The sequence below is a fragment of the Nonlabens dokdonensis DSW-6 genome, assembly GCF_000332115.1.
Taxonomy (GTDB): domain Bacteria; phylum Bacteroidota; class Bacteroidia; order Flavobacteriales; family Flavobacteriaceae; genus Nonlabens; species Nonlabens dokdonensis.
Window position 1 is genome coordinate 3284989 of record NC_020156.1, and the last position, 22115, is coordinate 3307103.

A 22115-nucleotide genomic window follows, 5' to 3' on the forward strand; every position below is an offset into this window, starting at 1 on the left:
GCAAACCACGCTACTTAAATGAAAAAAACTCCATACTTTTATAAAACATTTATGGAAGTAACAATTACAATTTTAGGCACAGGCACATCACAAGGAATCCCAGTTATAGGTAGCTCACATCCAGTATGTTTGAGTGATGATCCTAAAGACAAACGGTTAAGAGTTAGCGCTATGGTAGAAGTTATGGACAAGCGTTTTATCATTGATTGCGGTCCAGATTTTCGTCAGCAAATGCTTTCTAATAAAGTTTCTTCTATTGATGCCGTTCTTTTTACTCATGAACATGCAGATCATACTGCAGGACTAGATGATCTCAGACCATTCTATTTTCGTCAAGGTGATTTACAGTGTTACATGACATCAAGAGTTCACAGAGCACTTCAAGAGCGATTCAATTATATCTTTACAACAAAAGATAAATATCCAGGCGTGGCTACTCTAGAGGTTCATGAGTTTCAAAATGATTCATTTCAAGTTGATGGAATTAATGTAACACCAGTTCTAGCAGACCATGGTTATATTCCTGTTCATGGTTTTAGAATTGAGAACGTCGCTTATATGACTGATGTTAAGACTATCGCTCAAGGCGAAAAAAAGAAACTTAAAAACTTAGACGTCTTAATTCTAAACATGTTGCGAGAAGAACCGCACCCAACACATTTAAACCTCGAAGAAGCTCTAGAATTAGTAAGGGAACTACAACCTAAACGTACTTACTTTACACATATAAGTCATTATTTAGGTTTTCATGAAGAGGTACAACAGCAACTTCCTGAGAACGTGTTTTTAGCTTACGATAATTTAAAAATCACATCAAATTGAAAAGAAGCTTTTATTTATACCTATTTATTTTTGCTGCACTTACAGCATTAGTTATCTACGTTAACGGTAGAAGATATCATGAAAAACTAGAAAATCAGGTAGAAGTACTGCGCAAGCAACTGTATGAAACTGATCAAGCTCGTAAGGACGCCTTATCTGTAGAAGTAAAAGCAGATTATGAAAACTCGGTCTTTTCTTTAAAAGGAAATCCTGAAGCCGAAAATTACCTCTTTGCTTTAGGGTTAGATTCTTTTGAAGTAGAACGCATCGTAAAAGACGAACTATTAGAATTGAACATTAAAGATGGCGGTAATCCTTTAATTCCGTACGAAGGAAAAGGTCGTGGCTTTACTATAAATGATACTAAGTTCATTAATCACAAATGGGTACTAGCTAATTTCACAGACAACGACCGCTGGGGAGAAATATTAATACGCTACGATATTAACGAAAACAAAGAAGTCGAAATGGAAACGGTCAAGGCGTTGTTGTTTGATCGAGATAGGTAATTGATAAGTATTTAGAGAAGTAGATATGGAAACTGAAATTCATATAAAAACAGAATTGTTTCCTGCATATTCTTATGAAGAAGACGAGATTAATCCTGGAAGATTTGGTAAAAAATTAGCTGAATTTATTAAAAACTTATTGATAGAAAAAGATATTGCTGTTGCTGATTTGTATTCTACAGACTACAGTTATGAGTTGAGGTTAGATCAATATCAATTCATGGTGTATATTTCTATAGGAAACATAGATGGTGAACTAAATGAATTTTTGATTTCTATAAACCCAAAAAAAGAATATATAAGAAAGCTATTTAAAAAAATCTCTACAAAGGAGACGATACAGAAAATTTTTAAGATCATTAAAGAAGGAATAGAAGACAATCCTGAAATTCAAATATTATGACGTTTAGAAGTTAAGGAATATAATCTTTTCTAATAAGAAACTAATATTTACATCATATATTACTTTTTGCACATGTTTCCTATGTTCAAAAAAGAGTTTTTAAGTTGTTACCTAATTTATATCATAGTAAAAGCAATTTACTCCAACCTATAAATTCTCACTTTACGTTTCTTGATCTTAGAATTATTTAATTCTTTGCATAGATCATAGGCCTTTTCAAAAGGAACAGCCACAAAAGCACAATCTTACTTTAACTCTATAATTCCTAATTCGTTTTTATCAATATTTCCATGCTTAAAGAAGAGTCCTGTGATGTCACCTTTTGAGCTTTATAATTTCTTCCTTTAAGCTAGGAAGCTCTCTGATTATAATAGACCAGATGATTTCGTCTGATATTTGATCATACTCATGAGCAAGTCTATTTCTTGTACTTACAATTTTATAAGCATTTGAAATCGTGATATTGGAATTTGATCTCTTAGAAATTCGATTGACCGCTTCACCTATAATTTCGATGTTCCTTTCTATCGCTTTTTTAGTTTTTAAATCTTTTTGATATTGAAAAAAATCTCTTTCCTCAGGTAAGAATTCAAATATTTCGTCAATTGATCGTTCAATATCCTCTAACCAAACAAGGATTCTATAATCCATAAATGGTTACTTTATTTTTGTCCAACTCTTCTTTGAAAAACTTGTTTTTGACAGCTCTCAACTCTATCAAATCTATTTTTCTTTTAAAAAGCTCCTCTAATTTTTGTTTTAATTCAAAATATAGATTTGCATATTTAATAGGATCAGTTTCGTTAAAATCAATAGCAAAATCAATGTCTGACGTATCATTGAAATCTTCTCTCAATACAGAGCCAAAAGCAGCAAGCGTACTTACTTTATATTCCACACAAAGTTTCTTTAAAGAGTTAAGATGTTTTTTACTAATTTTCATAATATCAAAGATAGATAATTACTTTGCAAATTCGTAACTACATTATATTGTCTGATAGACAGAGTGATAAATTTTTAATTTGAACTGTCTAAATGAATGTGTTGGAAATTAAAACTAATATTACTCCAACCTATAAATCCTCACCTTACGTTTCTTAATCTTAGAATCATTCAATTCCTGACAAAGTTGATAAGCCTTTTCAAAAGGAACAGCCACAAAAGCACAATCTTGCTTTAATTCTATAATTCCTAATTCATTTTTATCAAGATTTCCTTGTTTAAAGAACAGTCCTGCGATATCACCTTTAGAGATTTTATCTTTTCTACCGCCAGAAATAAAAAGGGTTTCCCATTTTTGATCTTGTGTTACTTTAAGGCGTTCTGTGTATTCGAGTGGCGTGCTTTCTTCTATATAGTCTGGTAAAGGGTGTTTTTTATTGTGGAGAATGTAGGCAGTTCCATCGGCATGCATTCTTGCAGTACGGCCATTTCTATGGGTAAATTCTTCTTTATGAAAAGGCAATTCATAATGAATGATAAAATCCAATTCTGGCACATCTATTCCACGAGCGGCAAGATCTGTAGCAAGTAAAAGCTGGTGCGTTCCGTTTCTAAACTTAATTAAAGCACGCTCACGATCTCGTTGTTCCAATCCTCCAAAGAATACCGAATGTGATATATTACTACTTTCTAAAAACTCACTGACTTCTTCAATAGAGTCTTTAAAATTACAAAAGATGATTCCGTTGCCGTTGCCTGTTCTAGCGATAATTTGTTCCAGATTAATAAATCGATTCTTAGAATCAGAAGCTAATGTCTTTATTTTTAGAACACTATCCGTTTTCTTTTCAAACTTCAACACCTGCGGATTCTCCAATCCTACAAATGAAGGAACTTTTGCTTTGAAAGTCGCTGATGTGAGAATATTGCGTCCTACATTCGGTAAGGCATTTACGATTTCCTTCATTTCTTTTTCAAAACCGGTTTCTAGCGATTTATCAAATTCGTCAAGAATCAATGTTTTGATAAATAAAGGATCAAAAGATTCACGTCTCAAATGATCTGCAATTCTTCCTGGCGTTCCTACGAGTATAGTAGGAGTGTGGTTCAAATCTTCTTTATCCTTTGCACCAGCACGACCACCATAGATCGCGTTGGCTTTATAGCCTGTTCCCATTTCTCTTATGACTTGTTCTATTTGAATAGCAAGTTCGCGAGAAGGAACAAGAATTAAAGCTTGAACTTCAACAAGGTCAGGATTTAATTGTTCAATTACTGGTAATAAAAAAGCAAGTGTTTTTCCAGTTCCAGTAGGAGAAATGAGTACCGTATCACGATGATTTGTAATCGCCTCATGAGCTTGAAGCTGCATGTCGTTTAATGATACAATTCCTAATTTATCTAGAATTTGCTGTTGTGATTTTATGGAATTGTTCATTTGATTTTGTTTTTACTTTTAATACAAGCTATCGAGATTATACCAGCATTTGTAAACCTTTCCGACCAATGTTCGTTTCACTCACATTGCCCACCTTTCCTTTTCTAAGGAAAGGAGCTTTTAAAAATTGCAAGTTGATTTTAATTCAGCTAGCTTACCTTATTACTTTAAAACCCTTTTCTCCAGCCACGCTTTCATGTCATAAAAATTATCTCTGGCAACTCCATGACCTATTGGATAATCTTTAAAAACATAATCGGCACCTATTTCTTCCATGATGGCTGGTGCTTGCTTTGCCCATGCATAAGGTACGACTTGATCAACGGTTCCATGAGATATGAAGTAGTTTGTTTTGATCTCGCTTTCGCGAAAGCGGACTGACAAATCACTTCTTCCTGCAATTAAATCTTCATTAATATAACCGCTCATCGCCACCACATTGCGAAATAAACCTGGTTGCGAAAGGCTCAATCCATAAGATAGAATCGCGCCCTGACTAAAACCAAGAACGTTCAAATTATTAGGATCGATGGAGTAAGTTGCTTTTAATTCTTCTAAGAAAGTAGTGATTTTCATCATACTTTCTCTAGCCTGATCGTTATCACTAAACTTGCCACCAGCAGCATCAAAATTGATCGCATACCAGGCATGACCGTAAGGCTGTAAATCAAAAGGTGCCCTTGCCGAAACTATAAAAATGTCTTCACTGATCTCTGGGGCAAATGAAAATAAATCTTCTTCATTACTGCCATAACCGTGAAGTAATAGGAGTAAAGGTGCGTTTTCTTGTCGCGCAGGACGCGTGAGATGATGTAATGTAAGTGAGGTATTCAAATTGTTTATTTAATAAAAGTGAACCATTGCTGGAAGTACTTTCCTATAAATGGTAATTCATCTTGTTGATTGCGGTAAGCACTGGTAAATCCTAATAGCGCTAATAAAACCATGAGGCTTAATACGGTAAGACCAACCCAAATATTCTCTACGCGATTTGTAAAAATACTGGCGATTATTGTCATAGCACCTATTCCGAACATTTGTCTAATATGGAAAGAAGCAAATTTATTCCCTTTATTCTGGTTCAAAATTATGGCAACGCCAAAGGCTCCAATAAAAAATAAAAGAGGTAAATAGATCAAGATAGCACTACCATAAGCAAGTAATGCAAGATTCTTCCCAGCCGGATTTTTACTCATTCCAAATAGCTTTTTTATTGTTGACGATTCCAATGACTCTTCCTTTCATAGGTTTTCCTATGAATGCTGAGTTCTTTGAGGTGGACACAATATGTTTCTTTTCAAATGTATAAGACGTACCTGGCTCAAAAAGAGTCAAGTTAGCCAGTTCACCTTCTTCTATTATTGGTCTTTTCTGATTGAAAACCTCATAGCCGTTTGTTAATAGCTCCACTGTTTTCTGAGTATCGATAAGATTATTCAAAGCTCCAAAAGCACTTTCTAATCCTATTGTACCAGCAGATGCTCGATCAAATTCTAGATCTTTATGTTCTATGGTTAACGGTGTGTGATCACTTGTAACCACATCTATCACTCCAGAATTAAGATGTCTTTGAAGTTGTTTTACTTCTTTCTCATCTCTAAATGGTGGTTGTACTTTAAAGTTTGCATCAAAAGATTCTAACTCATTACTAGACATCGTTAGATGGTGTATGGAAACACTGCAACTTACATTTTGAGCAGTTTCTTTATATTTTTTAATCAGTTTTAAACCTTCGCTGGTGCTTACAGTCGGAATATGTAATCTACCTTTTGTATAACTCGCGATTCTCAAATCTCTAGCTATTTGAAGTTCTTCGGCTAGGCTAGGCATGGACTTAAGTCCCAAGTTAGTTGTGGTGACATCTTCATTTACCATACCTTTTCCTGCAATGTCTTTATTTTGTGGGAATGATTGTACCACACCTTGAAAAGAAGAGGTGTACTGCAGTCCTACTTTAAGCAAGTTGGCATTAGTTACTTCCTTTTTATAATCATAAAACGATACTGCACCTGCATGCTGCATATCATATAGTTCGGCAAGATGTTCTCCTTTTTGGTTTAATGTAAAAGAACCTACAGGTAGAATGGTAACCGCTTGATTTGCAGTTACGTTTTTAAGGTATTTGATTCCTGATTGATCCTGTGGATTAGGCTGATTATTAGGGTTGAGCATGATGGTAGTAAAACCACCATTTGCGGCTGCTTTAATACCATTTTGAATGGTTTGTCGTTCTTCAAAACCTGGTTCTCCTAGACTTACACTGGTATCGATCCATCCTATGGAAATGTGCATATTGTCACGCTCAACGATTTTAGCATCCTCATTTTCAATGGAAACACCTATTTTTTCAATTTTCCCATTTTTAATGAGAAGATCTCTTTTTTTCCCATTTAGAGGAGAACTGGCATCTACGATAATAGCGTTTTTAAGTAGAATCATTTTACAAACTTTAAAATCAGTATTTCACAAATTAGGAAGAAAAGTGCTCCCATCACAAAGTATTTCCACAAAGATAGAATGTTCTCTTCCTGGTCCAGTTTATACAACAAGTCATTAATTGACGTAGATAGATTATTACCTAAATCTGCGTCAGAATAATATTTTAACTGGTTTTCTTGACGTTTTGCATTAAAGCTAAGAGTAGAAACCTTTTCATCTTTTATAGTGACGTCATAATTACCTGCGGTAGAAAAATCTTGTCCAGCGTTTACTAACACGTAATTATCAAAAGCTTGTTGTCGTGGAATGAACTCAGAAGTACCATTTGATAAACTAATGATTTGATCTTGATTTAAAGTAGTATTTACAGCAATAGCATTGCTGCTGTCTAGGTCGTAATACAATTGAGAAATAGGTAATGAACTCATTGCCATGTTATAGAAAACAGGCACAATTAACGGTGAACTCTGAAAATTACTGTTCTCTAGATTTAGACCAGATGTGAAAACGTAAGTGTTTTGATTTTTATAAAGGAAACTACTGCCATCTTCATACTTCAGAATAGGATTAATTGCATTAGTGCTTTTTAGAACAGTTTGAACGCTAGGATACTGAAAGTTAGTAACGCGCTTATTAAAAACTCCTTTAAATAATGGGTGATTAAAATTTATTTCGGTTATTTTTTTTGATGATTCGTTTAATTCGATACCAGACATTCCTATGGAATCGTAGCCAGAAGAATTTGCAGCAGGAATAAGGACTAAATAACCTCCATTTTGAGTAAGCTGATTTAATTCAGTACTCAAACTTGCTGGAATATTACTTACTTCATTAATTACTACAATATTTTGATCTTTAATCAGATTATAATTGACATCTCTTTCTTTGACACTCAAATATTCAAACTGATCGTCATTATATAATCGATCTAGGAAGTTAGAATCGGCACCATTGATGCTTAGAACTTTAATTTTTTGTTTTGCACCAGTGCTTATGAATAGCTCGTTGTCAAAAGAAATACCTTGATCTTCTATATAAATTCTTCCTGTTATAGGTTCATCAATCTCGATATCAAAATTTGCCGTCCCTTTCTGGTTTTCAAGAAGTACAGAAGTTTTTGCGAGTAAAACTGTATTATTTTCTAAGGTTAAAGTAATTGGTTGTTCTACATTATAATTAGAGCTTAAATCAACTTGAAGTTTAAGATTAGCTCCAGATTGATCCACGATAAATGCTGTGTCAATAGAAATATTGTTCGTTTCTTGAGGTTCTAATTTTACTAATTCTCTTTTTACGCCTTTTAATGTATCGGGAAAAGCAGCACCATTTGTATTCTGAAAATCTGAAATAAAAATAATCTCTTTAGCAGCTGTTTTATTATCGAGTAGGGAAGAGGCCTTAAGCTGTATTTGCTCAAAAGAAAGCAACTCGCTTGAATAATTATTAGCTAGTAATTCGTTTGTAATTTGCTGTCTATTGGTATTGGTAAAAATCTTATCATTTGTAAATAATGTAAAAACTTTATCTGCTGGCAATTTTTCTAATAACTGGCTGGTAGCATTTTTATACAACGGTCCATTTTTACCATTCAATTCCATTGAGAAGGAATTATCAAGATAAATAGCGGTTTGTTTTTCTTGTGTAGCAGTATTACTACCAGGGAGAAAAGGCTGAGCAAAAGCTATAACTATACAAGCTACTGCAAGACATCGAGCAAGAAGAGTGAGCCATTTTTTGAGCTGGCGACTTTTTCTTGTTTGATTGATTAAAGGTTTGAGAAAATCGACGTTAGTAAAGGCAACTTTACTAAATTTTCTGAGCTGAAACAGATGAACAATAATAGGAACTATTAAGAAAAATAGACCGTAAAGAATTATTGGGTTTTTAAATATCATTTATTTCTAGGATTGATCAAAGATAATATCTTCTCTAAGATTGTCCTACTTATTTTGATACAGTAATTATGAATTCAGTTCCTTTACCTAATTCTGAATTGACGCTTATGAAACCGTTAAGTTTATTTACTAACTTTTTTACCGTACTTAAGCCTATGCCGTTTCCTTTTTTACCATTACGGTCTTTCACATCAAGCGTACTAAACATTTTAAAAATCTCCTCTTTTTTATCCTCAGAAATTCCTATACCGTTGTCAATTACTTTGAAAATATAGAAGTTATCTTTTTCAACAGCATCTATTTTGATAATAACTGTTTCCTTATCGTTATATTTTAAAGCATTTGCAATAAGATTGAATAGAATTTGCTCAAGAACACTTTTATTAATATTCACTAAAATATTATCCTCAGGCAATTGAAAACCTACATCATCTGGAATTGCTAGTATGTCTTGAATAGCTTCAAGTATTGTATAAATATCAAAGACTTCTCTATCTTCAATTAAAAAAGTGTCACTTTCATAATGTGATAATATCTGGCCTACATAGTCAGAAAGGCCAAATGCGGCGTCTTTTATAAACTTCAAGTATTTTTTTCCAGAATCATCAATGGCTTCTCCATATTTTTTTGAAACGATATCAGTAGTAAGAACCATGTTTGCAAGTGGCATTTTCATATCATGAGAAACTGTATGAGCAAAGCTTTTGAGCATTTCATTGTTCTCTTCAAGTATCGCTGTTTGTACTAAGAGGTCTTCATTGAGTTTCTTTAATTCAAATTGTCTTTGGATTAAATCACCTACCATAAGAAGCGAGTTTTTATCTTCTTCGCTCAATTTATGAGGTTTATTATCTAGCACACAAATAGCACCTATGGGATAACCATCTTTAGACATTAATTTGACTCCTGCATAAAAAATAATAGGATCAACTGCAATTACTTCTGGATGATTTTCAAGTGATTCTATTTTACGCGCATCTTCAATGACAAACACTTCTTCATTTGAAGCGATTACTTTACTACAAAAAGATAATTCTCTTTTACTAGAATTTAATTCTAATCCTTTTTGAGATTTAAACCAGACTTCATCTTTTTCAACAATACTTATCAAAGATCTTGGTACTTCGGTTAAACGACACGCCAGCTCAGTAAGCTCATCAAACACCTTTTCTCGATCTCGGGAAATCCTAAGCTTCTGTATGGCTTTTAATCTAGATTCTTCTGTTAATTGAATGGCGGCTGTCATAACTAAGGTTGGATTTATTCAAAGTTAGTTTATATATAAATCAGTAAATGAGTGCTTTAACAGAATTTTATAATTCTTTAAACGCACCTAGTCCGAATAACGCAAAATCATACTTCACAGGATCAACAGGATCAAATTTACGCAGTACTTTTCCTAGCTCAGCAACCGCTTTTGCGTCGTTTTGCTTGCGTTTAAGCATTTTGAGTTTACGAGCTATATTTCCAGTATGAACATCTAGAGGTAAGGAAAGTGCACTCATAGGAATCTTATTCCAGATGCCAAAATCAACACCAGCATTATCTTTTCTTACCATCCATCTTAAAAACATATTGATGCGCTTTGCACTACTATTTTTCATGGGATCGCTCACGTGTTTTTGGGTGCGTGGCAGATGCTTTATTTCAAAAAAGATGGTTTTAAATTGAGAGATTGCCTCTTGTAAATTTGATTGTTCTCGGTACGCTTTCGCGAAAGCGTGCTCTAAACCACCATATTTGCTTTCTATATACTGCAATGATCGCATAAAAGTCTTGCAATCTTCACTATTGAAAGTGCGGTGCACAAAACCCTCAAAACGATTAAGATCGTTCTCTTCGTGATTTTTAATGAAATCTACCGGAGCATTATCCATAAGATCCATCAGTTTGTGAGCATTATTAATGATGGATTTACGATTACCCCATGCTATAGTCGCAATAAGAAATCCAGAGATCTCGATATCTTTTTTATCAGTAAAAAGATGCGGAATTTGAATAGGATCGTGAGGTATAAAGTCAGGAGTGTTGTACTGCTCGACCTTTGCGTCTAGAAATTCTTTAAGCTCTTTGCGATTCATTTATAAGAATTTACCGTCGCTCATGACCAGTTTTCGGTCTGCTAGATCTGCCAGTTCTTCATTGTGTGTAACGATAACAAAGGTTTGATTAAACTCTTTACGTAGTTGAAAAATGAGCTCGTGAAGATCGTTTGCCGTAGCGCTATCTAGATTTCCAGTAGGCTCGTCTGCAAAGATTACTTTAGGATTGTTTATCAAAGCTCTTGCTACAGCAACGCGCTGTTGCTCACCACCAGAAAGTGCGCCAGGTTTATGATCAAATCTACCTGAAAGTTTTAAATAGGAGAGCAATTCTTTGGCTCTTTTTTCTGCGACTGCCTTATCTGTATTTGCTATATATGCTGGGATACATACATTTTCTAAAGCAGTAAATTCTGGTAGTAATTGATGAAATTGAAATATAAAACCTAAGGAATTATTACGAAATTTACTCAGCTGCTTTCCTTTAAGCTTTAAGATGTCAGTACCATCAATGTAAAGACTACTCTCCTGTTTTGTGTCAGGTTGTTCTAAAGTACCTAAAATATGCAGTAGAGTTGTTTTACCAGCTCCAGAACTTCCTACTACACTTGCAATTTCGCCTGTTTTTATTTCTAGATCAACACCTTTAAGGACTTGAAGGTCACCAAAACTTTTATAAATCTGCGTAGCTTTTATCATAAGAACAAAGAAATAGTTTTTTAAGCTTTAAACCATCCTTTTGCATCATTAAAGTCTAAGAAATAAGTGACTCTTAATGAAATGTTGTGTCGTACTGGCTGTGTGAATAATTCATCTAGACTATCTTCAAAACCTATTTCTCCTTGATTATCAAAGTTAAAAATACTATTTCTGTACAGTAATGAAGCTTCACTGCCTGGGGCAAAGCGCCATCTATACGAAAGGTCTAGGTTCCAAACATTAAAGTTTGCATCTGGATCAAAATCATCAGTTAATTCATAATCTGATGGTAATAAAGTACCATCAAGAGCAAGTTCATTAAATTCTCTGCTAAACCTGGCTCTAGACCAGAAATTCCTAAAAGATAAGCTGAGTGCTTCTCTATTATTAAAATTAAAAGTTCCTGAAATAGAATTCTCAACAGTATGTGTATCTCGTCTACTTACGATGGGTTCATCATTATCTGCAGTAGTCACATAGCTTATTCGATTATTATTTTTACTCCAAGAAAGCGCATAGATCAAAAGAAATTTATCTGAGAATCTGTATCGAGGACTAAACCTGAAGTCATAGCTTTCTTCTGCATCATCAAATCTCTTGAAACGTCCCATTCTGTAATCAAAAGCAAATTTCTTTCGGTAATCTGTGGAGACAAAACCGCCTGTAAAATAACCAGACTCGTACCGGACTACTTGCCCTTCTTTACGCGACTCAAACTGATTTAGATTTCTAGAGAAAAAATTGAAATCGGCTCCAAAAGCCAGACGTTCTCTAGTAAAAAAGAATGGGTTTAATGTATATTCTGTGTTAGTATGTAAATCAGGATCTATTTGTCTTCTATGACGTACTCTAAAATCTACATCAAACCGATTAAAAATTCCTACTGGTGTGAACTGATTATAACTTAAATCTGCAGCAAAGGTTTGGGTGTTTGTTTGAAAATTACGACCTAAATCATTAGGGTTCCAATTCTTGTCTCTATAAAAGTGTGCTAATCTAGGTCTCCATTTCCCTATCGTTCTGCGCCATTGAACCTCGCTAGAATAACCAGTATTTGTTCCGGTAGGAGTAAAGCGGTTACTCATTCTTATTTCTCCACGATAATTATTTGCAGCATTCTTATCATTGTGATCTAGAACTATCGCTGTGACATTTGCATCAGTAAAGCTACCATTTCTTAAAGTGCTTGCATTAGAGATGGCAATGGAACTATTTTTACTGAATTGTTGATCTAGCACAAACATATTATAATTAGTAAACGCTTCGGTAACTTGTGTTCTCCTTTCACCAGTTACGGTGTTTTGAATAGTAGCTTCAGTTTTATCAGTAATTGCATTTAAGAAACCAATTCCTAACCTATTTGCTGTTCTACCAGTTACTTTAACTGCATTGAGTAATTGTGCATTGCTGGGGTTATCAATAATATCTTCATCATCAAACAATTCTACATTGCTAAAGCCGCTTGGAGTTTGACCTATTCTACGAGAAAAGAACAATCCTCCTTTATTGAACAAGTCTGTTCCTTCATTGAAAAAGGCTCGATTCTCTCCAAAAAGCTGTTCAAATGGTCCCAAATTGAGCTCCACCTGATCAAAAGCTACTTGACCAAAATCTGGAATTAAACTCGCATCTAGGGTAAATGCATCGTTAATTCCATATTTAATATCCATTCCGGCATTGTATTGCGTGGTAGAATTTCCATCAAAATTATCATTAATAACCGTTGCATATGGATAAAGATTCAATCGCAATGGTGGATCAATATTAGAAACACCAGTCATAAGTGCATCGTATTGCGTGTTGATTCCCTGTGTAATATCGATATAGTTATAACTGTATTCTTCGTTAAGTGATGTAATACGTCTAAAGATCTGGAAACTCCAGTCTTGCACTTCTACTTCTGGAAAGCGCAGCGTCCGGTAAGGGATTTTCATTTCTACAAACCATCCTGCATCATTGATGCTGGTTTCTGATCTGAACACTACGTTGTAACTAAAATCTTGTCTATTACCTTCTACAATGGCATCACCCAAGGCGTTTGCACTTGTTGCAAAAAACCTAGTTTGATTGATCTGGTTATTGTAGTTGTTAATGTAAAAGCCAAAAACATCAGCTTGTGTGAATACTTGATCTCTTTGAGAGAATTGCCTTGCTATACTTTCTGGATCATCATCATATAAATATGCCGCTAGGTATAAAGCATTATCATCGTAGGCTATTTTAAACTTTGTTTGATGTGTTTCTCGTTCTTTTTGCCCGTTTGTAGGCTCAATCATCACAAAGTCGCCACCTGCAGGGATTTGATCCCAAAACTTCTCAAATGGTTTACCGTCTATTTTTGGTGCAGTGGTTACTCTCTTTGCTTTATAAACTTTTCTTTGAATTTGTAGAGAGTCTTGTAGTTCTTGCGATTCCGCTTTCGCGAAAGCGAGAAAAACAAATAGTAAAACGATTAATCTTTTCAATTTTATATGGCTATGAGAAAAACGCAAAATTAACGGCTTTAAATCACGAATTCATTAAAGACATGTTAATTAAAATAACACAACAAAATATGTGATGTAACTTGCTAATAAAAGAAACATGAAAACAGCAATACTAGCAGGAGGCTGCTTCTGGTGTACCGAAGCCGTTTTTCAAAGAGTAAAAGGAGTAGAGAAGGTACGATCAGGTTTTTGTGGAGGTCATATTAAAAACCCACCATATAGAGAGGTAGTTCAAGGAAGAACAGGTCATGCAGAGGCAATAGAAATTACATATGATGAAAATCTAGTAAGTTTTAAACAGTTGTTACAAGTATTTATGGCAACCCACGATCCTACCACTTTAAATAGACAAGGCTATGATGTAGGTACACATTATAGAAGTGCTATTTTATTTCTTAATGAAGAGCAAGAACGAATAGCGAGATCATACGTAGAAGAACTAGAAAACGAGGGAGCTTTTAATGATCCTATCGTTACCGAGATAGCTCCAGCAACCACCTTTTATCCCGCTGAGGAAGTTCATGATAATTATTACAATAATAATAGGGAACAAGGATATTGTCAGGTTATCATAGATCCAAAGATTAGAAAATTACTAACTGGATTTAAAGAATTAGTCAAATAATAAAAAAGCTCCTTAATGGAGCTTTTTTATTATCTGTGATCTACGTCTATAACCGTCTTTCCTTTATTATTTTCTTCACTAGGATTTATGAGATAAGTGTAACACCACATGATAGTAAATGATGGTATAATGTCCATACCAGGCATCAATTCTTCAATAGTAGTTAGAACACCAGCGGCAACACCAGATTTTCCAGGATATAATTTAGTCATTATAAAACCAGCAATAGGCGCCCAACCCAAATCTGTAATTTCTCCAAATATGGGTATAAGGTAAGATCCTATACCTATGAGATCTAGCAAGATACCAGCAATGAGTTTAGATCGTTTTGATTGAAACATAATTATTTGTTTTTAATCATTTATAGACAAATAACGTTCCAAAAAGTGATTTTAGTGCAAATTAGAAGTGATAAGGGTCATGAACTCTGCACGAGTTTCTGTTTTTTCAAATTGACCTCTAAATCCGCTAGTTGTAGTAGAGCTATTTTGTTTTTGAACGCCTCGCATCATCATGCACATGTGAGAAGCCTCTATAACTACAGCAACACCTTTAGGTTTTAAAGTATCGTCTATACATTCTAATATGTCGTGTGTGAGCCTTTCTTGCACTTGTAATCGTCTAGCAAATACATCTACTATACGAGGAATCTTTGATAAACCAACTATATGTCCATTAGGAATATAGGCTATGTGTGCTTTTCCAAAAAACGGTAACATGTGATGCTCGCAAAGTGAATATAGCTCGATATCTTTAATAATAACCATATCGTTATAATCTTCAGCAAACATGGCTCCTTTTAAAATTTCGGCAGGATCAATGTCATAACCAGAAGTAAGAAACTGCATAGCTTTTGCTGCTCTTTCTGGTGTTTTTAATAGGCCTTCTCTTTTTACATCTTCGCCTATTTCGGTGATGACATCTCTATATTTATCTTTAATTTCTTCGGTTGTTTCAATGTTGTATTCTTCAAAAGTGCGGTATGGTGCCATCTTATATTTTTAGTTGATCAAAGGTATCTTTTTTATGTTTAACTAATTTAAAATAAAGTTAAACATTTTAGAAATTTAAGGTGACTCCGATGGCGTTGCTGGTTGCAGTAAAACTAAAGACCATTTTTTGAGGATCTCTTCCTGTTCTTCCCTTTCCGTAGCGTTTATCTCCATATCCATTTCTAGTATCTAGATAACGGTCTACGGCCTCAACTGTGGCGATAGTTATCGCGAGACTCAAAACAATGTCTGTAAGGAAATGAGCACCTGACCATAAACGAGATACTGGAGAAATAAGTCCTACTGTGTAAATACCGGCTTTTACGTATGGATTATCAAAATGTTTTGCAAGAGCATATGCTGTTGTAAATGATAAAACAGTATGTCCTGAAGGAAATGATCGATAACCAGATTCTCCAGAAAATGGACGGAATTCATGTTTACCGAGACCGGTTTCTGGCCGTGCTCTTCCTGTTACCGCTTTAAGAACCTGTTGCAGTAATCCACCAGCGCTGGCACTTGAAATCATAAGGACTCCTGTGCGTCGCCATTCTGGGCTTTTAGCAAGTAATCCATAGGTATAAATTCCTGCCGTAACTCCATAGTTATTTTGTGGGCTACCAAAGTACCATCCAAAATCGCGTAATAATTTTGGAACATCCTCTTTTTGGTCTCTAAAAAAGTCACTAGAATCTTCATCAAATGTGTAAATTCCGCCTACTAATAAGGTAGTTGCACCAGCTCTGTAGAAATCCGTTTTCCCCCAATGGAATGGTCTTGAATACGCATATGCAGCACCATTGAACATATGAAGGCCATCATATTTAAGTAATTCCCATGTAGACATATTAGATACATCGCTAGCACTATAAGAATCTGGTTTAAAATTTTGTGAGAATAAGGATGAAACTGTTAATAGTAAGATCAACAGTAAAGATTTTTTAAATAAATTCATGTGGGCAAAATTAACAATTTCAAGGGGTTATTAGATCAATAATAAAAATAGAATCTTTAATTTTAAAAATAAGTAGTGACTTTATAAAATAATACTATATTTGCAACCGCTTAGAAATAAGCAACGATTAGGTCGCGTAGCTCAGCTGGATAGAGCATCTGCCTTCTAAGCAGACGGTCACAGGTTCGAATCCTGTCGCGATCACTAGTAAAGAAAAGGTTAAAAGAATTTTGAGTTTGCTCATGGTTTCTTTTAACCTTTTCTCTTTTTACGGGCTTAGCTCGTAGACTTGCTCATCATATATACTTATTAAACAAATATTTAAACGATATAAGAGTCCTACTCATGTCAGTCTGATTAAGTTGTTTTTCATTTCAATCATTTCAGACTTTTAAATAAAAAGGTATCTTTATTACAGACAAAAGCAAGTCACAATGGAAATTGATCAACAAATTGTTTTAAGACCTAGATTTCAAGAAGTGTTATCACTGGAAAAGAAAGATATCCTCAATCTTTTTAACCAAGAGGCTGTCAAGAAGGAATATATTATCAGTATAATTGATGATCATGTTTTTGTAAGAATACCTGCTGTAAGAGCACATTTTTGGTCTCCAGAGTTACATTTAGAGCTGGTAGAAAAAAATGAAGGAACTGTATTGGTTAAAGGTCTTTTCGGTCCTAAACCTACTGTTTGGACCATGTTTATGTTCTTTCATTTTGCTGTTGCTGGACTATTTATAGCGTCTGGGATTTGGCTATATACTCGATTCACTTTGGGTGAACCAATAAGATTTCCATTAATCAGTATGATTTTAATGATTCTCGTTTGGTTTGTATTATATGTTTTAGGAAGAATAGGAAGGAAAACAGGATCTGAGCAAATGCATGAGCTCAAGATATTTCTGGATTCCTTAATTAAAATCAAATAACAATTTTTAAATTTTTTATGTTCTTTATAGATCAGTTATATGAGGATCGCTTTTGGCAATTAATTTATAACAATAAAAAAAGCTCTATTGTTGATCAATAGAGCTATATATTTTGTTGACGATAGGGAATTTAATTCACTGTATGTCCTGTCAACGTTTGTTCTGATTCAATATTTGCACTTTGCGGTACTGGTAAGGAAATACCTAAAGCGGAGAAGTCTTCTAACGTATAGTTAAGTTCATAATCTGATCTTATCAATCCGATATCTTTTGCCCAATAATTGTCTACAACTATCGCATCTTGTGGTTCTAAAACAGGAACTTGTTGTGTAAATCCAGCTATAGTAATTTCGGTCAATATAGATAAGTTTACAATTAGTTGGGAATGAATCACATCTTGATAAGTAGTTCCATTCACCATCATTTGAGAAATACTTGATTGCTGCACCGTCTTTACTACATAGTTAAAATCTAGATCATAGGTCTGAATCGTTTGTGTATTAGTTCCTTGAGTCGAGAAAAGCTCTGAGTTTGCGCTTGCATTTTGATCGTAAAGCACACCATTTGTAATTGGAACATTAAAGTTATTTAATCCTTGTAAATTTAAACCGATAACACCATTTCCTATTAATTTACCTGATTCTGCTTTTAAATCACCACCGGTAAGAATTTGTGACATAAATCCAGTAGGAGTACTTGGATTAGAGGTAAGCGTATACTCTGAACCAGTAACAGTTGCGACCGTAAGAGTTTCAGAAGAAGTATTAGTACCAGTACTCACATCATAATCCCAACTATTGCTCACAGTCAATGGAAAATATTGAAAATCATTATTTGTTCTACCAGAATCTCCATCGTCGCTTGGGTCACAAGAAGCTAAAGAAATCACACATAACGCAAGAAACAGTCTTTTTATCATTAGATTTTTATTTGAGTTCAAATATATTAGAATTAAAATAATTACAGCTATTATATTTTTATATAGCATACTGTTAACAGCTTGATTTTTAAAGTTTACTCTATAGGAGCATAAGTTACCGGTACTGCAAAGGGTACTTTAACATTTTTACCATCTGCTCTTCCTGGAAGCATTTTAGGAAGTGTAAATATTACTCTTTTTGCTTCTAGAGTTAAAAATCTGCTTTGGGATCTTCCTTGTAGATCTATTAACTGTCCATCAATATCTACTTTAAAAGATATGTAGGTACGCACCTTTTCATAGATGCCAAATATATTTCCAATTTCAGAATTATAATTAGCAACCAAGTGATCTCTTATGACTTCATTAAAACATTTCTTAACTTCCATATTCGTAGCTTCTGGACAAGAAGTAAAACGTGGTAGTTCATCAACAGGTTGAAAAGGCAGTGTCTTCGCATCCATTTTCTCAACTTCCTCTTTTGAAAAGGTCTCCTTTTCATCTTTGTTTTGTTCGTTTTCTTTTCTCCATTTTTCTTCTTTTATATTTAACTCTAGGAGCTGTAACGCTTTAGTTTTATATGGAGAATAAGCTTTTTCCATATCAATTACTTGTTGATAGGCCAGTCTAGCATCTGTAGTTTCTCCATAAGCATGAAGAATAAAACCTTTTAGAAAATACAATTCATCTAAATGAGTCCTTTCATTTTCATCAATCGCTTTTTCAATAGCATCTAGACCTTGATCGTATTGGGCATTGGCAAGATATCTTTTTGCATTTTCATAATTTGTAACAGCAACTACACCGGTAGTATTTGAAATGTTAGATTTTGATTTACAACCGCTTAAGGCGATTGCAAATAGTGTTATAAAGAAGAGTTGTTTTTTCATTATGTAATTATTAATTCTTAATCATTATAAGAAACAAATCTAATGCTTCTCAAACATTATATTTGTGGCTATGGCAGGAAACACCTTTGGTAAGCAATTTACCGTTACTACATATGGAGAATCTCATGGAGCCGCATTGGGCGGTGTAATTGACGGTTGTCCCGCAGGAATTGAAATTGATCTCGATGCAATACAACTAGATTTAGACAGGCGTAAACCTGGACAAAGCAAGATTGTAACTCAACGTAAAGAAAGTGATACGGTTAAATTCTACTCTGGAATTTTTGAAGGTAAAACTACTGGAACACCCATAGGTTTTCAGATTGTAAATGAGAACCAAAAATCTAAGGATTATTCTCATATAAAAGATACCTACCGTCCTAGTCATGCAGATAAAGTCTATGATGATAAATACGGTCATCGTGATTACCGTGGTGGTGGACGCAGCAGCGCTAGAGAAACCGCAAGTAGAGTAGTGGCTGGTGCCATCGCAAAACAACTTCTTTCTCAAGTTCAAGTTACCGCTTACACCAGCAGTGTAGGTGATCTTATTATGGATAAACCCTATCAAGAACTTGATTTCTCAGAGATAGAAAATAACATGGTGCGTTGTCCTGATATCGCTTTCGCGAAAGCGATGGAACAAAAAATAGTGGAAACTAGAAAAGAAGGTGATACCATAGGAGGAACGATTACTTGTGTCATTCAAGGAGTTCCTGCAGGATTAGGAGAACCAGTTTTTGATAAACTCCATGCAGATCTTGGTAAAGCCATGCTTTCCATCAATGCTGTAAAAGGCTTCGAATATGGCAGTGGTTTTGCAGGTTCACAAATGAAAGGAAGCGATCATAATGACTTGTATCAGCAAGATGGAACGACGCATACCAACCAAAGCGGCGGAATTCAAGGTGGTATTTCAAATGGAATGGATATTTATTTTAGAGTCGCTTTTAAACCAGTCGCTACGATTATGCAATCGCAAGAAACCATTAATTCTAGCGGTGATGTCGTGCAAATGCAAGGTAAAGGTAGACACGATCCATGTGTAGTTCCTCGAGCTGTGGTTATTGTAGAAGCAATGGCAGCTCTCGTTCTAGCCGATCATCTTTTAAGGGCGCGAACTTCAAAATTGTAACATGACGGTTAAAGACTTATTTAGATTAGTATTTAAAAGCATTGGGCTAGGTGTTTTTTTCTACAGCACCATCAACATATTTGCATTGATCGGACCTTTATTATATACTGAAGAAAAAACTCATTTCTTTCTATATCTAGCTGGTAGTTTGTTAGCTCTTATTTTAGTTTACCTATTGTTTTTTGTTTTCATAGATCGGCTTATATCCATATTAAAACTAGATCAAGGTTTTGATAGTCAAGTGGTTCATTTAGGTGAGATTTCAACTAGCAAGGTTTTTGAAATTGTTTTATTCACTTTAGGAATGATAAATATTGTTAGCGTTCTACCTGACTTTGCGCACTGGTTTTTCATGAAGTTTCAGAGTGATGTTTCTCATCAATCTACAGACCTTTATGTACAAATCAACAATTATGATATTGCTTATAACTGTTGTTATTTAGCTATCGGAGTTTTGGTTATTTTACTCAGAAAACAGATAGTCAAGCTGTTAGAATAGTGTTTATATTTCGCTTTCGCGAAAGCGGAATCACCACAAAAACTTTACTTATATTACACCTCAAGTCTCAAATACTTACTTTATCACATGAAGAAAATAGCATTACACTGGCAAATATTAATAGGAATGGTTCTTGGAATCGCTTTTGGGTTTATTATGACTCAGGTGGATTGGGGAAAAGACTTTGTAGGAGATTGGATCGAGCCTTTTGGAAAAATATTTGTCAATTTATTAAAATTGATCGCAGTACCATTAATTCTAGCCTCTCTTATTAAAGGGATTTCTGATCTAAAGGACATTGCCAAATTCCGTAATATGGGATTGCGTACGGTGCTTATTTATATTGCTACAACAGTTATTGCTATCACGATAGGATTAGGTCTGGTAAATTTATTTAAGCCTGGTGAAGGTATTTCTGAAGAAACGATTGCCAATTTAAGTTCTACGTATGAAGGAAATGAAAATATTAAAGGTAAACTAGCCACTGCAGCAGCGCAAAAAGATGCTGGACCTTTGCAAGCGCTTGTTGATATGGTTCCTGATAATGCGGTTGCTGCCATGTCTAACAATAGTTTGATGTTGCAAGTGATCTTCTTTGCTATATTTTTAGGAATATCCATGTTATTAATAGGAGAGAAGAGAGCTCAACCTTTAAAAGACTTTTTTGATAGTTTAAATGATGTAGTTCTTAAAATGGTGGACTTAATCATGTTAACTGCACCTTTTGCGGTTTTTGCTTTATTAGCAACTGTAGTAGTTACCTCAGACGATCCAGAAGTATTACTTGCTTTATTGTATTATGCTTTAACTGTGGTAGCTGGTTTATTTTTAATGATTGTAGTATACTGTTTGATTTTTACGATTTACGTAAAAAAATCTCCTTTTTGGTTTCTTAATAAAATTGCACCAGCTCAATTGTTAGCTTTTTCTACTAGTTCTAGTGCTGCGACCTTACCAGTTACAATGGAAAGGGTAGAAGAACACATGGGCGTAGAGAAAGAGGTATCTAGTTTTGTTCTTCCAGTAGGTGCTACGATAAATATGGATGGTACTAGTTTATACCAAGCGGTTGCTGCTGTATTTGTGTGTCAAGCATTGGGAATCGACCTTAACTTAGGAGCTCAACTTACTATTGTACTTACTGCTTTATTGGCTTCTATAGGTAGCGCGGCTGTCCCTGGTGCTGGAATGGTAATGCTCGTTATTGTTTTAGAATCTATCGATTTCCCAAGTGAATTATTGCCAGTAGCCCTTGCTTTAATTTTTGCAGTAGATCGCCCATTAGATATGTTGCGTACCACTGTAAATGTTACCGGTGATGCTACTGTTGCATCTGTAGTTGCAAAGAGCTTAGGTAAATTTGGTGAACCAAAGGTTAAAGAATGGGACGACCATCTCGACGAAGTGTCGTCTTAAGGAATAGTTAAATACTAATTGACGTTTTTTACAATTCGTTAAACTAATTTCATTAGATTTATAGAGTCAAAAGTATATTT

24 protein-coding genes, 1 tRNA gene and 1 pseudogene are annotated in these 22115 nt (G+C 34.5%); 9 read left to right on the forward strand and 17 right to left on the reverse strand.

What is annotated here, in order from left to right; translation table 11 throughout:
• The first annotated feature begins 18 nt into the window (after nucleotides 1-18).
• From DDD_RS14390 to DDD_RS14400, 3 genes are read left to right on the forward strand one after another with little or no spacing between them, the layout of a single operon-like run.
• Complete coding sequence (locus DDD_RS14390) at nucleotides 19-822, forward strand: MBL fold metallo-hydrolase (RefSeq protein ID WP_236613382.1); 804 nt, start codon at nucleotides 19-21, stop codon at nucleotides 820-822.
• Complete coding sequence (locus tag DDD_RS14395; protein ID WP_015363665.1) at nucleotides 819-1331, forward strand: hypothetical protein; 513 nt, start codon at nucleotides 819-821, stop codon at nucleotides 1329-1331. Before DDD_RS14390 ends, DDD_RS14395 begins: the two co-directional genes overlap by 4 nt.
• A 25-nt stretch (nucleotides 1332-1356) precedes the next feature.
• On the forward strand, nucleotides 1357-1734 hold the full coding sequence (locus tag DDD_RS14400) for a hypothetical protein (protein ID WP_015363666.1): 378 nt from the start codon (nucleotides 1357-1359) through the stop codon (nucleotides 1732-1734).
• Between the two features lie 137 nt (nucleotides 1735-1871).
• Here the strand turns inward: DDD_RS14400 and DDD_RS18415 are convergent.
• The 12 genes and pseudogenes from DDD_RS18415 to DDD_RS14455 all read right to left on the reverse strand — a co-directional run.
• Nucleotides 1872-2060: pseudogene (locus DDD_RS18415) on the reverse strand (DbpA RNA binding domain-containing protein); the annotation flags it as partial.
• Nucleotides 2050-2385, reverse strand: coding sequence for a HepT-like ribonuclease domain-containing protein (locus DDD_RS14405; protein WP_015363667.1), 336 nt, complete (start codon nucleotides 2383-2385; stop codon nucleotides 2050-2052). The gene DDD_RS14405 and the pseudogene DDD_RS18415, both read right to left, overlap by 11 nt.
• Complete coding sequence (locus DDD_RS14410; protein ID WP_041567191.1) at nucleotides 2375-2677, reverse strand: nucleotidyltransferase family protein; 303 nt, start codon at nucleotides 2675-2677, stop codon at nucleotides 2375-2377. The genes DDD_RS14405 and DDD_RS14410 overlap by 11 nt, the downstream gene beginning before the upstream one ends.
• A 120-nt stretch (nucleotides 2678-2797) precedes the next feature.
• Entirely contained in the window at nucleotides 2798-4114 is a 1317-nt protein-coding gene (locus tag DDD_RS14415) for a DEAD/DEAH box helicase (protein ID WP_015363669.1), read from the reverse strand.
• 162 nt (nucleotides 4115-4276) lie between these two features.
• Nucleotides 4277-4948, reverse strand: coding sequence for an alpha/beta hydrolase (locus DDD_RS14420; RefSeq protein ID WP_015363670.1), 672 nt, complete (start codon nucleotides 4946-4948; stop codon nucleotides 4277-4279).
• Nucleotides 4949-4953: 5 nt separating this feature from the next.
• Nucleotides 4954-5310, reverse strand: coding sequence for a hypothetical protein (locus DDD_RS14425; protein ID WP_015363671.1), 357 nt, complete (start codon nucleotides 5308-5310; stop codon nucleotides 4954-4956).
• Nucleotides 5303-6553: a dihydroorotase gene (locus tag DDD_RS14430; protein ID WP_015363672.1), complete on the reverse strand. Its 1251-nt coding sequence runs from the start codon at nucleotides 6551-6553 to the stop codon at nucleotides 5303-5305. Before DDD_RS14430 ends, DDD_RS14425 begins: the two co-directional genes overlap by 8 nt.
• A complete protein-coding gene (locus DDD_RS14435; RefSeq protein ID WP_015363673.1) occupies nucleotides 6550-8448 on the reverse strand; it encodes a BatA domain-containing protein in 1899 nt (632 codons plus the stop codon). The genes DDD_RS14430 and DDD_RS14435 overlap by 4 nt, the downstream gene beginning before the upstream one ends.
• Before the next feature lie 49 nt (nucleotides 8449-8497).
• Complete coding sequence (locus tag DDD_RS14440) at nucleotides 8498-9694, reverse strand: sensor histidine kinase (RefSeq protein ID WP_015363674.1); 1197 nt, start codon at nucleotides 9692-9694, stop codon at nucleotides 8498-8500.
• Nucleotides 9695-9761: 67 nt separating this feature from the next.
• On the reverse strand, nucleotides 9762-10529 hold the full coding sequence (locus DDD_RS14445) for a TIGR02757 family protein (protein ID WP_015363675.1): 768 nt from the start codon (nucleotides 10527-10529) through the stop codon (nucleotides 9762-9764).
• On the reverse strand, nucleotides 10530-11189 hold the full coding sequence (locus DDD_RS14450; RefSeq protein WP_015363676.1) for an ABC transporter ATP-binding protein: 660 nt from the start codon (nucleotides 11187-11189) through the stop codon (nucleotides 10530-10532).
• 20 nt (nucleotides 11190-11209) lie between these two features.
• A complete protein-coding gene (locus DDD_RS14455) occupies nucleotides 11210-13654 on the reverse strand; it encodes a DUF5916 domain-containing protein (protein WP_052329275.1) in 2445 nt (814 codons plus the stop codon).
• Nucleotides 13655-13772: 118 nt separating this feature from the next.
• Here DDD_RS14455 and msrA point away from each other — a divergent pair, with 118 nt between their 5' ends.
• Nucleotides 13773-14300, forward strand: a complete 528-nt coding sequence (gene msrA / locus DDD_RS14460; RefSeq protein ID WP_015363678.1) for a peptide-methionine (S)-S-oxide reductase MsrA — start codon at nucleotides 13773-13775, stop codon at nucleotides 14298-14300.
• Nucleotides 14301-14329: 29 nt separating this feature from the next.
• Here the strand turns inward: msrA and DDD_RS14465 are convergent, their stop codons facing one another.
• From DDD_RS14465 to DDD_RS14475, 3 genes are all read right to left on the reverse strand, one after another.
• Nucleotides 14330-14641 (reverse strand): hypothetical protein, encoded by a 312-nt coding sequence (locus tag DDD_RS14465; protein ID WP_015363679.1) that lies wholly within the window; start codon nucleotides 14639-14641, stop codon nucleotides 14330-14332.
• Nucleotides 14642-14692: 51 nt separating this feature from the next.
• Complete coding sequence (gene folE / locus DDD_RS14470) at nucleotides 14693-15292, reverse strand: GTP cyclohydrolase I FolE (RefSeq protein ID WP_015363680.1); 600 nt, start codon at nucleotides 15290-15292, stop codon at nucleotides 14693-14695.
• A 67-nt stretch (nucleotides 15293-15359) separates the two neighbouring features.
• Nucleotides 15360-16247 carry a phosphatase PAP2 family protein gene (locus DDD_RS14475; RefSeq protein ID WP_111474774.1) on the reverse strand — a complete coding sequence of 296 codons (888 nt, stop codon included), beginning with the start codon at nucleotides 16245-16247 and terminating at the stop codon, nucleotides 15360-15362.
• A gap of 130 nt (nucleotides 16248-16377) precedes the next feature.
• Between DDD_RS14475 and DDD_RS14480 the strand changes: the two genes are divergently transcribed.
• Both DDD_RS14480 and DDD_RS14485 read left to right on the forward strand, forming a co-directional pair.
• Nucleotides 16378-16451: transfer RNA gene (locus DDD_RS14480), tRNA-Arg, on the forward strand.
• A gap of 230 nt (nucleotides 16452-16681) precedes the next feature.
• Nucleotides 16682-17176 carry a hypothetical protein gene (locus DDD_RS14485; protein WP_015363682.1) on the forward strand — a complete coding sequence of 165 codons (495 nt, stop codon included), beginning with the start codon at nucleotides 16682-16684 and terminating at the stop codon, nucleotides 17174-17176.
• A gap of 130 nt (nucleotides 17177-17306) precedes the next feature.
• On the opposite strand, the gene DDD_RS14490 is transcribed toward DDD_RS14485, so the two are convergent.
• Entirely contained in the window at nucleotides 17307-18095 is a 789-nt protein-coding gene (locus tag DDD_RS14490; protein WP_015363683.1) for an immunoglobulin domain-containing family protein, read from the reverse strand.
• Nucleotides 18096-18190: 95 nt separating this feature from the next.
• Entirely contained in the window at nucleotides 18191-18985 is a 795-nt protein-coding gene (locus DDD_RS14495; RefSeq protein ID WP_015363684.1) for a tetratricopeptide repeat protein, read from the reverse strand.
• A 70-nt stretch (nucleotides 18986-19055) separates the two neighbouring features.
• On the opposite strand from DDD_RS14495, the gene aroC reads away from it, so the two are divergent.
• The 3 genes from aroC (at nucleotide 19056) to DDD_RS14510 (ending at nucleotide 22035) form a co-directional block, all read left to right on the forward strand.
• Entirely contained in the window at nucleotides 19056-20120 is a 1065-nt protein-coding gene (gene aroC / locus DDD_RS14500; RefSeq protein ID WP_041567192.1) for a chorismate synthase, read from the forward strand.
• A gap of 1 nt (nucleotide 20121) precedes the next feature.
• Nucleotides 20122-20619, forward strand: coding sequence for a hypothetical protein (locus DDD_RS14505; RefSeq protein WP_015363686.1), 498 nt, complete (start codon nucleotides 20122-20124; stop codon nucleotides 20617-20619).
• Between the two features lie 87 nt (nucleotides 20620-20706).
• Nucleotides 20707-22035 (forward strand): dicarboxylate/amino acid:cation symporter, encoded by a 1329-nt coding sequence (locus tag DDD_RS14510; protein WP_015363687.1) that lies wholly within the window; start codon nucleotides 20707-20709, stop codon nucleotides 22033-22035.
• The last annotated feature ends 80 nt before the right edge of the window (nucleotides 22036-22115 follow it).